Source organism: Streptomyces sp. NPDC001714, assembly GCF_042892755.1.
In the GTDB taxonomy this organism is placed as follows: Bacteria; Actinomycetota; Actinomycetes; order Streptomycetales; family Streptomycetaceae; genus Streptomyces.
Genome location: NZ_JBIAUL010000020.1, coordinates 21,797 through 35,300 on the forward strand (window position 1 = coordinate 21,797; position 13,504 = coordinate 35,300).

At 73.6% G+C, this 13,504-nt stretch carries 8 protein-coding genes; 2 read left to right on the forward strand and 6 right to left on the reverse strand.

Annotation, left to right across the window (positions count from 1 at the left end; translation table 11 throughout):
* Positions 1 to 365 precede the first annotated feature (365 nt).
* The 3 genes from ACFY0P_RS39825 to ACFY0P_RS39835 form a co-directional block, all read right to left on the reverse strand.
* Positions 366 to 1,841 carry a sialidase family protein gene (locus tag ACFY0P_RS39825; protein WP_388924990.1) on the reverse strand — a complete coding sequence of 492 codons (1,476 nt, stop codon included), beginning with the start codon at positions 1,839 to 1,841 and terminating at the stop codon, positions 366 to 368.
* A 564-nt stretch (positions 1,842 to 2,405) separates the two neighbouring features.
* Complete coding sequence (locus tag ACFY0P_RS39830; RefSeq protein WP_388924993.1) at positions 2,406 to 2,612, reverse strand: hypothetical protein; 207 nt, start codon at positions 2,610 to 2,612, stop codon at positions 2,406 to 2,408.
* A gap of 217 nt (positions 2,613 to 2,829) precedes the next feature.
* Positions 2,830 to 3,105 (reverse strand): hypothetical protein, encoded by a 276-nt coding sequence (locus ACFY0P_RS39835; RefSeq protein WP_388924996.1) that lies wholly within the window; start codon positions 3,103 to 3,105, stop codon positions 2,830 to 2,832.
* Positions 3,106 to 3,556: 451 nt separating this feature from the next.
* Between ACFY0P_RS39835 and ACFY0P_RS39840 the strand changes: the two genes are divergently transcribed.
* Positions 3,557 to 4,054 carry a hypothetical protein gene (locus ACFY0P_RS39840; RefSeq protein ID WP_388924999.1) on the forward strand — a complete coding sequence of 166 codons (498 nt, stop codon included), beginning with the start codon at positions 3,557 to 3,559 and terminating at the stop codon, positions 4,052 to 4,054.
* 267 nt (positions 4,055 to 4,321) lie between these two features.
* The gene (locus ACFY0P_RS39845; RefSeq protein ID WP_388925001.1) at positions 4,322 to 5,377 is read left to right on the forward strand and encodes a PucR family transcriptional regulator; all 1,056 of its coding nucleotides are present in this window, start codon (positions 4,322 to 4,324) and stop codon (positions 5,375 to 5,377) included.
* Here ACFY0P_RS39845 and ACFY0P_RS39850 read toward each other — a convergent pair.
* The 3 genes from ACFY0P_RS39850 to ACFY0P_RS39860 form a co-directional block, all read right to left on the reverse strand.
* The gene (locus ACFY0P_RS39850) at positions 5,344 to 10,356 is read right to left on the reverse strand and encodes a DNA repair ATPase (RefSeq protein WP_388925004.1); all 5,013 of its coding nucleotides are present in this window, start codon (positions 10,354 to 10,356) and stop codon (positions 5,344 to 5,346) included. The genes ACFY0P_RS39845 and ACFY0P_RS39850 overlap by 34 nt on opposite strands.
* 272 nt (positions 10,357 to 10,628) lie before the next feature.
* The gene (locus ACFY0P_RS39855) at positions 10,629 to 12,656 is read right to left on the reverse strand and encodes an SPFH domain-containing protein (protein ID WP_388925006.1); all 2,028 of its coding nucleotides are present in this window, start codon (positions 12,654 to 12,656) and stop codon (positions 10,629 to 10,631) included.
* A gap of 87 nt (positions 12,657 to 12,743) precedes the next feature.
* Positions 12,744 to 13,406: a hypothetical protein gene (locus tag ACFY0P_RS39860; protein ID WP_388925009.1), complete on the reverse strand. Its 663-nt coding sequence runs from the start codon at positions 13,404 to 13,406 to the stop codon at positions 12,744 to 12,746.
* Positions 13,407 to 13,504 lie beyond the last annotated feature (98 nt).

Below are 13,504 nucleotides of genomic sequence, written 5' to 3' on the forward strand. Positions count from 1 at the left end.
ACGCGCGGGCGGGCGATCGGCGGCGCGTCGGATCTCCGAATGCCAGGTCGTGCCCCACGCGCCCCTTCCGTGCCCGACGGGCCGGGCAACCACGCGCCGGAAGCACGCGCGGGCGGGCGATCGGCGGCGCGTCGGATCTCCGAATGCCAGGTCGTGCCCCACGCGCCCCTTCCGTGCCCGACGGGCCGGGCAACCACGCGCCCCCGGAGCAGCCGGCCTGCGCCGCCGGGCGGGACGCGGGCGGCCTGCCCGCGCGACGTGGTCGCGGAGTGGGGCCAGGCCCGTCCGCAGCCGTCGGCGGTCGGGCCGGCCGACGGCGTCCGCGTCGGTCAGCGCATGCGTCAGCGGATGTGTCCTCGGATGCGTCAGGGGATGCGGAGACTGCCGGTGTACACGTCCGTACGGTTCTGTGGTGCGCCGGAGTTGGTCTCCGTGAGCACCGCCCGTACTCCCTTGCCGTCTGCCGCCAGGCCCTGGTAGTCGCCGAGGAAGGAGCCCCCGGCGAACGGCGCCCGCAGCCAGTCGAAGACCCGCGAGATCCGTCGTTCGGTCCGGAGCTTCGGGTTTCCGTGCTGCAGCGTGACCAGTTGGTAGGCGGTGGGCAGGGTGGTGGTGTTGCCGGGCTCGAGGAAGCGCAGGTCGTAGTAGGTGAGCGCGACCGTGCCACCCCGCTCGGCGACCGCGATCGACGGCGAGAAGGCCGGAACGCCCTCGGGGCTGATCAGCTCCGGGGTCCCCCAGGTGCGTCCGCCGTCGGTGGACCGCACTAGCTGGACGGAGTCGAACTCCCCACCGGAGAAGTCCGATCCCTCGTAGGCCATGTACAGCGTGCCTGTCCTGGGGTCGACGGCCGGGCTCGGCAGGGTGGTGCCGTCGCGCAGCAGTCGGGTGGGGTCGTTCGGGTCGACCTCGGGTACGGAGGTGTCCCGGGCCACGGTGACCGGGGCGCTCCAGGTCTCTCCCGCGTCGGTCGACGTCACCACCTCGTAGCGGGCTTCGACGACGGTGCTCAGGTCGTCGGAGTAGGTGATCCGGTCGAAGAAGTCGTACAGGGTGCCGGTGCGCCGGTCGACGACGATCAGATGGCCGATGGTCTGGGTGTCGGGCACGGTGCTGGTGTCGACGAACCGCCGGGCCTTGCTCCAGGTGCGCCCGCCGTCGCGGGTGAGCGAGATGTAGCCGGGACCGTCGAGGGAGCTGGGTCCGGGTGGGTCGTTGTCGAGGCGGTTCCAGACCTGGTAGGCGGTGCCCTTGCGGATCGGGTCGGCGGTCAGTGTGGGCTTGTCGTTGAAGAACGGCTCTTCGTCGACGTGCGTGGTGGTGAGGTTCTGCCAGGTGCGGCCGCCGTCGCGGGACGTGACGGCCAGAAGGGCGCTGCGCGTGCTCTTCGTGAAGTCGACGCCCTCCCCGCCGGCGTAGACCGTGCCGTCCGGTCCGGTGCTCACCCAGGGGTCGGTGGCCCGTTCGTAGTCCGCGCCGCCGGGGGCGCACAGGCTGAACGGCAGCGTGCTCCGGTGGAAGGTGTGGCCGTCCGTGGTCCAGCCGGCCGCCAGGCCACGGGCGCCGCCGTCGTTCCAGCGGTCCTGCTGGAACACGGTGACCACGCGCTCGGGGTCGCGCGGATCGACGGACAGGTACGGCTCGACCTCGGTGCCCGGGTAGACGACGCTGTCGGGGGACCTCGCTCCGATGGTGCACTCCGCGTAGGGGTCGCCGTGGGACACCTTGACCAGTGGTGTGCCGTCGGGGTTCCGGTCTGCTGCGGCGGGAGGCGCGCCGGTGACCGTGACGAGCAGGAGTGCGGCGGTGGCGACGGCGGTCATGGACAGGAAGACGCGCATGCGGGATTTCCTCCGGGGCCTGTCGGCCGGGGTGCGGGACCGCAGTCATCGGGGCGGCCTGGGGCACGGAGGCGTACCGGAACGCGAGGGTGGGGCGACTCCGCTCGGTCCTCTTCGGCGTCGCAGCCGGTGCCCTTGATGGGCCGAACGACGGAGTCGTCCCCGGGGTGGTCGAGGAGCACGGGGGAGCCGGCCGGCGGGTGCACCGTGCCGGTCGGCGATGCGGGCACCTCGATGCGGACAGCGGCGCGATCACCTGCGCGGCTGTCCTGTTCAGGACCTGCCAAGCGTCGACGACGCTCGTGATCAATACGGCTGGGAAATCCGAACCAGTTCAGCCAGGAAAGAATCAATACAGCAAGAAAGAATCAATGCAGCTGGAAAACGCGAACGACCTCGCCGCTCGCTGTACTACGCCATGGGCGAGGCCGTTCAGGACGGCGCGGACCGGCCGCCATCGCGAGTGCCGCGGTGTCGAGACGGCCGCGGGCGATCCGCCCGACGGTGGACCGGGTGCCGTCACTCCCTGCCCACCGCGCCGGGCGCACCGGGCGCACCGGACGGTCAAGTGATCGCCTGCGTGGTCCCGTCAGGCAGCGCGCAGACGTAGCCGTCGTAGGGGCGTGGAACGAGCTGTCCGCCGGCGGCCGTGCAGTCGTCTCTGGAGATGTTCGGAGACGAGGCGGCCCCGGCGCTGACAGCGCCGACGACGCTCATGCCGGCAAGGGTTGCCGCGGCCAGGGCGAGGCCCAGGATTCTTCGCAGGCGCATGGCTTCCTCCTCCTCTCAGGCGCCTTCGTTGGCCTTCGGGAAGGACAAGTCTCAAGACGACGGCGCCCTCTTGCTCAGCATGGGCGCTCCGCATGAGGCTCGCGAGGCGCGACTGCCCACCGGGGCCGCGTTGTGTGCGGGCGGGCCGGTGGTCGTGGAGGAGACGGGCCGTACCACCTCGGACCGGTGCCGGCGGGCGGCTGCCGCGAGCGGTCCGCTATCGCGGTTCCTGGGCCGCCGTCCGGCAGGCGGCGGTCGCGGCGCCGCCCGCCACTCCGGCCCCGGTCAGTCCGGTCACACAACTCTGCAGGTCTCCGACCACGCCACGGCCGCAGGCCGCTGTGACCGAGTCGGAAGCGGTGGCACCGGCCAGTTCGGCCATCTTCGTGCAGGCGGGGATGTCCGCCCGGACCGCGGGAGCGGCGAGGACCGCACCACCGAGGGCGAGGGTCAGGCCGGTGAGGGCACCGGCGATACGGGTCGACGTGCGCATGGGACGCACCTGCCTTCCGGGGTGGTCGCGCGGTCCTGGTCCCGGCGGGCCGGATCCACGCGGTAAGGCCGCCTGGCGACGCTCGGTGAGTGGTGCCCCGGCCGGCCGGCGCACAGACTGACCGCACGATTGCGTGTCGCATCCATCGAGCCGCACCGGGACATGGTCGCCAGGCCGAAGGAGACGGCCCCGGGCCGGATGGGACACACTCGGACCTCCACTCGCGGGCCCCTCACTCCAGCGTCGCATCCTCTCCCCCGCCCGTCCTGGGCATCCGCGGGCGGCCGCGCTGAGTAACCGCGACTACGCGAAGCGCGGTAGCCGGCCCGTCCGGCCGACCAGGTGGATCGGACGGCAGAGAACGAAGCCCGGCAGGGGCGTGAGCGCGGTGCCGGTGTCGGTGTCGCCTGCTCTACTTGTGCCCAGGACCCGGTGAACGACGGAGACCGACATGGGTGTGCTGTACGACTACTTCCACGCGACCGACCACACCACGGCCGTGAACCAGGCCATCGGACCCGACGGCGACTGGCTCCGCGGGACGTCGCTGAAGGAGACGGGTGCGGACTGGATCGACGCAAAGGGCCTGGACCCGAACGTCGTCCTGGGCCGGCTGGTCGCCTACGCCGAGGGCATCCCCTTCGCCGATCAGCAGGACGCGCCGGAACTGGTCTGGCCCGAACCACCGTACCCCCAGCACGAGCCCACTGACCCCGACTCCCCCTGGGGGACGGGCCTGGTCCTCCAGCAACTCCCCGATCGTTGGCGGGACATCCTTGCCGGCCTCCCCGAGGACGCCGTCCCGATGGTGGCGGCCCAGTGGTACGAGATCGAGGAGGCCGACTTCGCGGACTACCTCGATGCCAAGGACACGGTGGGCACGTTCACGGCACTGGCGTTCCGGGCGCGGTCGGCGGGCGCCCGTCTTTACTGCCGGTGCAGCCTGTGAACACTTGAGTGGGCGCGTCGCGCCGGAGGACGAGCGCTTCCTCGCCGTCGCCGGTGTCGGCCCCCAACACGCTCTCCAGCCCTGGCCAGTCGGTACCCGGCGGCGTCGGAAGACGGTGGGCACCAAGACCGGGCAGAGCGCGGGCCGGGCACGTGAAAAGGGCGCCTGAGGTGTTGTGTTCATGCGGTGCGGCGTACGCTGGCAGGTCGCTGTCGCGGTGCGCGGGGGAGGATACGGGAGTTGGCTACCGGTAGAGCGGGCTCGGGTGTGTCTGTTTCGTCCGAGGACGGTTCGTGGGGGCGGTTGCTGGAGGATGTGGCCAGGAGCGGGCGGCGGTTGCGGCGGGCGGAGCTGGAGTCGCTGCGTGAGTACGGCGACCGGGCCGCCGAGGAGGGGCGGGGGCTTGCCGAGTTGGTGGATGAGCGGCTTGCCGCCACCGGCCGGGTCTGGGAGGGGCAGGTCGTCGACGCCGCTTCGCTGGCCGCGTTGCGGGCCGCGGTGGCCGCGCTCGCCGCGGGGCACGGGCGGGCCTACCGGGAACGGCTGCGGCAGGAGGAGGCCGGGCGGCGGGAGTTCGTGGCGGATCTGCTGAGCAGTCGCAGTGACGTGGGGCGGCTGGCCGAGCATGCCGAGCGGTTCGGGCTGAATCTGGCGTGTGCGCATGTCGTCGCGGTCGCCGAGGGCGATGGTTACGACCTGGAGGATCCCCAGGTGCGGGCGCTGGAGCGGCAGTTGCTCGGCCGCTTCGGGGAGGAAGAGGTCCTGCTGGCGGTCAAGCACGGGCGACTGGTGTGCATCGTGCCCGCCGGCCCCGGTGAGGCTTCGGCAGTCAGGGCGTTCGCGGAGCTGACGCAGGGGCGGCGGGTCGTGGTGGGCCGGCCGCACAGCGGGCCCGGCGGAGTCGTCCACTCCTACGAGGAGGCGCGGAACGCGTTGGAGCAGGCGGTCCAGCTGGGGCTGGACGGGAAGTTGCTGAACGCGGCCGATCTGCTGGTCCTGCCGGTGCTGCTGCGGGACCGGGAGGCCCTGGAGGATCTGGTGCGCGGGGTGCTGGGCCCGTTGCGGAAGGCGCGTGGCGGGGCTCAGTTGCTGCTGGAGACGCTGACCGCCTACGCGGAGTCGCGCTACGTCGCGGCGGAGGCGGCCCGGCGGCTCGGGGTGAGCGTGCGCGCCCTGGCGTACCGCCTCGCGCACGTCGTCCGGCTGACGGGATTGGATCCGGACGACGCGCTGCAGCGGTACACCCTGGAGACGGCGGTGTTCGGTGCGCGGCTGCTGGGATGGCCGGATCAGACGGTGGACGGGCGGGCGGGGGGCGGGTAGGCGGCGCACAGCTCGTGCCAGCGGGCCTTCTGTTCGGGGGCGGAGCGGCCGCGGAGAGCGGCGAGTCTGAGGAGGTTGGCCTCGGCGGCGCTGCCCAGGGTCCTGGCCTCGGCGAGGTAGTGGTCGTCGAGCAGGGCCTCGACCTCGGTGTCGCTCTGGACGGGGTCGACCCGGGCGGCGAGCTGGGCCATGGTGCGGTAGGAACCCTGGAGCAGGAACGGCGGTTCGCGGCGGTCGGTGTCCTCCTGGGCGGCGGAGGCGATGTAGGCACCGTTGACGGCCAGGACGGTCCGCTGGACGCGGCGCAGCCGGGAGAGAGTCGCCAGCACCCGGTCCAGGTCCTGCACGGGGTGGGTGAGCTGGTCGGCCTGTGCGCCGGGGTCGCCGTCGGCGAGGGCGGCCAGCAGGGCGAGGTCGGCGGGGTCGGTTCCGGCGAGGGGGGCCAGCACCGGGTTGGCGGCGAGGGCGTTCTCCAGGAAGGAGAGGGCGAACAGTTCCCGGTGGCCGGTGAGCACCTCGCCGAGGTTCCAGACGTCGGCGCGGTTGGCGAGCATGTCGGGGATCTGGAAGCGCTGCCCGTTCGCGGTGTGGGGGTTGCCCGCGAGGCAGACGGCGAAACGGCGCCCGCGCAGGTCGAAGCTGCGGGCCACGCCGTCGCTGACGGCCTCGATGCGGCGCTGCGCGTCGCACAGCGGGATGAACTTCTGGAGCAGTTCGGCCGAGACGTGCTGGATGTCGTCCAGGTGGAGGAGGACGTTGCTGCCCGTCTCCAGGGCGAAGACGATCTTCTCGACCTCTCGGCGGGCGGCCGCGTCGGGGGCACGGTCGGGGTCGAGCGAGGTGGTGCCGGCGCCGAGCGCGGGGCCGTCGACGCGGACCATCAGCAGGCCGAGGCGGTCGGCGACGTACTCCAGCAGGGTGGTCTTGCCGTAGCCGGGCGGGGACAGCAGGAGCAGCAGGCCGCTGCGGTCGGCGGGGCCCGCCGGGCCGGTGGTGTCGAGGGTGCCGAGTTGCTTGGCCAGGTTGTCGCCGACCAGCGGCAGATAGACCTGGTCGATGAGCTGGTTGCGGACGAAGCCGGCGAGCGGGCGGGGGCGGTGGTCGTCCAGGCGCAGCCGGGCCCGCTCGGCGGCCAGGACGTCCGCCCGCCGGCGCTGGAAGGCCCGGAAGGCCGGGGCTCGTTCTTCCCTGAACACCCGTGCCCGGTACGGGAGTTCGTCGATGCGTACGGTCAGCCGGCCGTCGCGGACGCGGGGGTGGCTGCCGAGGAGGCCGTCGACCGTCTCGCCGACGGGCGCGGTGATCTCGTACCGCGGCAGGTCGGGTGCGCACAGGTGCGCCACGGCCTCCGGCACGCCCTCACGGTCGGTGCCGTCCGCATGCATGGCCGCGTACGACCCCAGCCAGGCACCGGCGAGTTGGTACCGCGCGGGCAGGTCGGTGTCGAGCGCGGCCAGGTCCGAGACGAGGAGGGGGGCGGCGTCGGTGTGGCGGAAGCCGTCCAGGAGGGTGCGCGCGGCGACGCCGGTGGCGAATCCGTCGTGCGGGTCGGCGAGTTCCTCCTGGAGGTAGTCGCCCGCGCGCGGCACCGGGGGCAGCCCGGTGGCGGCGGTGAACTCGGCGACCGCGTCCGTGAGTTCGGCCGCCAGCTCGGACGAGGCGGTCCCCGGCGCCGCGCCGCCGGATCCGAGGCGGCCGCCGTATCCGAAAGGGCTGTCGGATCCGAAGCGGCTGTCGGATCCGTGGTGGCCGTCGGATCCGAGGCGGCCGTCGGACCCGAAGCGGCCGCCGGACCCGAAGCGGCCGCCGGACCCGAAGTGGCCGCCGGACCCGAAGTGGCCGTCGGACCCGAAGTGGACGTCGGATCCGAAGTGGACGCGGGCCAGCGCCAAGGAGCGGGCGCGGCGCTGCCAGGCGGCCCGCTGGGCGTCGGTCGCGCCGTGGGCCCAGAACAGCTGGGCGGTGGCGCGCACCTCGGCAGGGTGCCGCAACAGCCCGGCACCGGCCCGCAGCCGCAGCAGCGCGGCGAGGATGGCCGCGGCGTCGTGGTCGTGGACGCCGCGCTCGTACCCCTCGTCGTAGCCCCGCTCGGCCGCGCGGCGGACCTGGTCGAGCAGCGGTTCACCGGGGTCGCCGGTGGCCGTGGACAGCAGTGCGGCGGCCAGGTACTCGGCGCGGTAGAGCGTCGGTGACTCGCTGACCAGGGGCTGTGTCCAGAACTCGCGGCCGGCCAGCAGTTCGGGGAGGGCGGCGGACCTGCGGTAGCCGGTTCCGGTGACGACGAAGGCCAGGCCGTCGCCGTCCGGCTGGAGGGTGAGTTCCACCGGCTCGCGGCGGACGGCGAAGCGGTGGCGGCCGAGGCGGACGGTGGCACCGCCGTCCTCGGAGAGGTCGGCCCGGTCACGCAGCTCGCGCAGGGCGGAGCGGACGGCACCGAGCAGGCCGTCCTCCAGCTCCTGGGCGCGTACCTGGTCGTCGAGGTCGCGCAGTTCCCCGGCGGCGGCGCGGATGCGCAACGCCATCGGGTCGGCGGCCTGCGCGGCGTGCACGTCGGCCGCCGAACCGAGCCCGGCGAGCCGGCGGCTCAGCGCCTGAAGGGCCCGCCGGGCGGAGGCGGCGACCCGGTCGGCGTGCGCGGTGGCCTCGTCCAGCAGGGTCTGGCGCCGGGCGGCGAACGCCTGCCGGATCTCCTCCCGGCGCAGGGCCAGGTCGGCGGCGAGGTCCTCGGCCTCGGCGAAGCGGGCCTCGAGCGCGTCCACCCGCAGCAGCAGGCGGGCGAGCTGGTCGTCGCAGGCGGCCGGGCTGTCGGCGGCGGACAGCCCGGCGGTCGTCGCCTGGGCGAGCAGCGCCGACTCGGCGGCGTGCGCGGCGCGGTGCTCGGCGTCGAGCAGGGCGCGGCGGCGGGTGGTCAGCACCGCCCGGGCCCGGTTGACGGCCGCCAGGACCTCGCCGATCGCCAGCAGTACGGCCGTTCCGGCGCTCGGGTCGGCATCGGCCGCGCCGGTGACCAGGTCGGTGACGGTGGCCAGGGCGTCCGCCTGCTCGGTGAGGCGGTCGGCGAGCCGCGCGGCCTCGGCGGCGGTGGCGACCGAGGCGGCTTCCTCGCCGACGAGCCGGGCCGCGGCGAGGGGGGCGGCGAAGGCGTCGGGACCGGCGAAGAAGGCGAAGGCGCGCTCGGTCGCCGCCGCGAGTTCGGCGGCCAGGTCCGCCTCGACCTCCTCCAGGGCGGCCAGGTCGAGCTGGGGCAGTTCGCGCAGGGTGCGGGTACGGCCCTGGGCCCGGCGCAGTTCTGCGAGGAGTACGGTCCAGGCGTCCGCGTCGGTGGGCGGTTCGCCGTGGGACCGGCGGACCAACGCGGCGGCCTCCGCGGCTGCCTGGTCCAGCGCCTGCGCGGCGCGGGCGGCGAGCCGGCGGACCCTGGCCTGCTCGGCGAGCAGTTGCTCGGCGGCGGCCCGCAGTTCGGTGAGCGGTTCGAGCAGGCCGGTGTCGGCCAGCCAGTAGTGGCGGTCCGCGGCCTTGGTGCAGGCGTCGAGGATCAGCTCCGGGGCGGCCGTCGCCGGGTTCTCCTGGACGGCGGCGGTCGCGCCGCGGACCACGTCGAGGCAGTCGGCGATGCCCGCGACCAGGTCGGCGTTGCCGATCCGGGCCAGCGGCCCGTCCCCGACGGGCTGGGCGGCGGCGTGGTCCGCGGACTGGAAAGGGGTCTGCCACAGCTGGAGTTCGTGCGTGCGCACGGGCTCGTGGTCCGGTCTGAGCAGGATGAGGGTGCCGTCCGGCAGCAGGGTGAACGCCGCGCCGTGCAGGGCGCTCGCGGCCTCACGGCGGACGGTGTTCCACGGCAGCAGCAGGACCTGGGCGCGGCCCGGCCGGCACAGGACGTAGAGCAGGTCCTCGCCGTTGGGCGAGGGGAGCACCGCGTCGAAGCGCAGCTCGTCCGCGGCGGACGCGGCGGACATGCCGGATGTGCCGGACGTGCCGGACCCGGCGGACCCACCGCCCGCGGAACCGGCGCCCACACCGACCGCGCCGACCGCCCCGCCGCCGATCCGGAACGCCCGATGGCTCCCGTCCGCCAGCTCGTAGCCGCCGGGGAAGATCAGCCCCTGTTCGGCGGGCAGCAGCCGCGCACCGCGGCCGAGGGAGTCCTGGCGACGCACCGAACCGGTACGGGTGTTGACGACGAGGTAGCGGTCCGCGGGTTCGTTGTAGGGGCGGATCCGCAGGAGCAGCAGGGGGCCGGTCGCCGAGTAGGCGACCGTGGCGTCGGCGAGACTCTGCAGCGGCTCGTCGACCGCTTCCTGGAACAGCAGCCGGTCGCCGGGGTGCGCCCGGACCGTGAGGCTGCCGCCGGTGGTGGCGACCGAGACCGCGCCCTCGCCGCCTTCGATCAGGATCCTTCCGTCCGCGTGGTACTCGCGTCCGGTCGTCGTCCACGGCAGTTCTGAGACGGGCGGCTGCGGCAGGTCGCGTTCACCGTGGTTGCCCAGGTACTCGACCCGGTCGGCCAGGTCCGCCGGCAACTGCCAGCTCAGGACCCGCAGATCACCCTCGTTCTCGCCGGTGCGGAACACCGCGAGCAGCCGCCCCGACGCCGTACGTCTCAGGTCGGTGAGGCGGGCGTCGCGGTAGTAGCGCAGCAGTTCGGCAAGGTCGCGGTGGAACCGTTCGTCGTCGAGCAGGCCGGGGACGTGCCCGGGCCGCAGGGGCGAGCCGTCCAGGGCGTGCAGCGACAGCAGGCCGGCGGCGAGGTCGGGCGCCGAGGTCCCCAGCAGGAGGACGTCGGGCCGTACGGCGACCACGCCGCACCCGATGCCCTCGCCGCCGGTGCGGGGGCGGGCCGAGCCCGCGAGCTCCAGCGGGCGGGAGCCGAAGGCGTCCTGCCGGCGGGAGTTCAACGAGGCCGCCCGTCGGCCGAGTTCCGCGGCGCGGTCGGTGAGCCTTGCCCGCAGGATCTGGTAGGTGCCGTCCTCGACGCCCATGGTTGCTTTCCGTTTCTCCTGGCCTGAGCGCTGAAAGCGCCGCGTTGCGCCGTCGGTCGTCTGCGGCGCCGTCGTGGCTGGTCGCGCAGTTCCTCCCCCAGCCTTCGGCCGGGGGTACCCCCAGCGCCCCTTCGGGGGCGCTAGTTCGGGAGCCGCTGCTTCGGGAGCCGCTGCTTCGGGAGCCGCTGCTTCGGGAGCCGCTGCTTCGGGAGCCGCTGCTTCGGGAGCCGCTGCTTCGAGGGCGCCCCCTCGGGGGCGCCCTCGTCGTCGCGCTACTTGGCTGAACCGTTGGCCAGCTGCACGGGGTCGACCGTCGTGGTGCCGTCGGCCGCCTGGCCCCCGAGCAGCTTCATCAGCAGGGCCAGGTTCCACGGCCCGCCGGCCGCCAGCGAGCGCAGTACCTCCGTCGCGTCGCCGCTGAAGCTCTTCTCGCCGCTCAGCCAGTCCGCCCCGAGGGTCTGCACCGTCTCGGAGCCCTGCACCGCGCCGTCGACGGCCTTGCCGAAGGACACCGCGCCGACCAGCCGCTCCAGGAACACGCTGTCCCCGCCGACGATGTCGATGTCCGCGCTCTCCAGTCCGGCGGCCAGCACTGCGGCCTGGGCCTCGGCCACCTTGCTCTGGACCTCCAGCGCGGCCATCCGGACCTCCTTGTCCGCGGCCAGGCGCAGCCGGAACTCCTCGTGGGTCCGGGAGGCCTCGTCCAGCGCGGCCATCGCCGCCGCCTTCTCCTTGAGACCGGCGGCCTCGCCGAGCAGCCGCTCCCGGATGCCCGCCGCCTCCGCGTTCGCCTTGCTCTGCGCGACCGCGGCCTCGGCGAGGCCGACCTTCTCGACGGCCGCCGCCTTCTCCTTCAGGCCCGCGGCCTCGCCCTCCAGCCGGGCCCGCACGCCGGCCGCCTCGGCCATGGCCTGCCGCTCCGCCACCTCGGCCTGGGCCAGGCCGGCCGCGCCGGCCAGGGCGCGCTCGCCCTCCGCCCGGCGCACGTTGGCGGCGGCCTCCAGTTCCGCGCGCTTCTGCCCGGCCTCGGCCAGCACCAGCTGCTCCTTGGCCCGCAGGTGCGCGGCCTGCTCGGCGGCCTCGGCCGCCTTGATGTCCTTGACCAGCTGCTCCTGCGCCTCCGCCTCGGCGGCGATGATCACGGTCTGCCGGGTACGTTCGGCCTCCTGCACGACCCGGACCCGCTTGATCTCCTCTTCCTGTTCCGCGACCGTGCGATCCACCGCGACGCGCTCGCGCACCACGTCGGCCACGCTCCGGCGCTCCACCTCGACCTGCTTGTCCTTCTCCGCCCGGGCGAGCTCCACCTCCCGCTCCCGGTTGACGACCTCCAGCAGCCGGTCCTTCTCGATGCGCTCGCTCTCCACCGCGAGGACCCGCTCCCGGTTCTTCTCGGCGACCGCGATCTCCCGGACCTGGTTCTCCCGCTGGACGCCGAGCAGTTCCTCGGTCCGCAGCAGCGCGCTGTGCGCCTTGAGCCGCTCCTCCTCCTGGACCTGCGCGGTGGCCGCCTCCTCCTGGGCACGCAGGGTCTCGATCCCCTTGCGCTGCCGGATCTCCGCCTCCGCGCGCCGCCGTTCCAGCTCGAGGACGGCCTCGCGCGCGTCCACGTTCTGGCGGGTGATCTCCATCTCCTCGTTGCGCTGGAAGTCGTTGGTCCGGATGTGCTCCAGCGCCGTCAGTTCGGTGATCTTCCGGATGCCCTGGGCGTCCAGGATGTTGGAGGCGTCGAGCTGCTCCAGCGGGGTCTGTTCGAGGTGGTCGATCGCGGCGTCCTCGAGGTGGTAGCCGTTCAGGTCGGTGCCGATGGCCGCGACGATGCGGTCCCGGAACTCCTCGCGCTTGGTGTAGAGGTCGGCGAAGTCGAGCTGCTTGCCCACCGTCCGCAGCGCCTCGGCGAACTTCGCGCTGAACAGGTTCTGCAGGGTCTCCTGGTGGCTGGCCCGCTCCGTGCCGATCGCCTGGGCCACCTTGACGACGTCCTCCACCGTCTTGTTGACCCGGACGAAGAACGTGATCTGGATGTCGGCGCGGATGTTGTCCTTGCAGATCATGCCCTCCCGGCCGGTGCGGACGATCTCGATGGTCTTCACCGAGATGTCCATGACCTCCGCCCGGTGCAGCATCGGCAGCACCAGGGCCCCGGTGAAGGTGACGTCGACGCTCTTGGGCCGGGAGACGATCAGCGCCTCGCCCTGGACCACCTTGCGGAACAGCCGGCCGAAGAGCAGCAGTGTGCCCAGACCGATGAGCAGCAGGACGGCGACGAGCACGCCGATTCCGATAGTGACGACAGACATGGCTGTTCCCTTGGACGACCTTGCCGTGGATGGATGAGTGGACGACGGGCGTGCCGAACGCCCCGGCGAGCGCGGGGTGTTGTCGGCTCAGCCGGTGGTCGGCACGGCGGGCATGACCCAGAAGTACTCGCCCGCGTCGTCGTAGTCGTAGATGAGTGCCGACGCCCCGGCGCGGAGCACGCCGCCGGACCCTGCCGCGTCGTCGAGGCTCTGCCGGACCTGTACGACCGCGGAGGAGCCGTCGGCCGCGCGGACCTCGGCCTGTCCGAAGTCGGGGCCGACCCGGCCGGTGCGGATCACGCAGCCGAGGCCGACGAAGTCCCGGCGGGACGGCGGCGGGGCAGGGGCCGGCATCAGCCGCCCCAGCGGCCACGCGAGCACCCGCGCTCCCGCCCACCCGCAGACCAGGGCGGCCGGCAGCAGGACTCCCCCGTGTCCGCTGCCGAACACGACCCGGCCGCTGAGCGCGCTGAACCAGGCGAAGGCGACCACCAGCGACACCGCCACGGTGATCGGCACCCCGCCCAGGCCCAGCACCTTCTGCAGTCCCCCGTGGCCATGGCGTCCCCCACCATGCCCGTGGCCGTGGCCGTGGCCGTGCACGTGCCCGTGCCCGTGATGCCCTCCACGCGCCCCGTGGAAGTGAGCGCCCCCCAGGAGCACCAGCAGCCAGTAGACCGCCACCACGGCCAGCGCGAAGGTGAAGACCACGGTCGGAAACGCCGTGACCGCCCCCAGAAAGTCCCCCACTGCGCTCGCCCCGCCTCTGCAGATCCCCCGACGGCCACGCTTCGTGTGCCGCACGCGCAAGGGTGACACCGTGGTAACGACGGCGCAGTGCATGATCC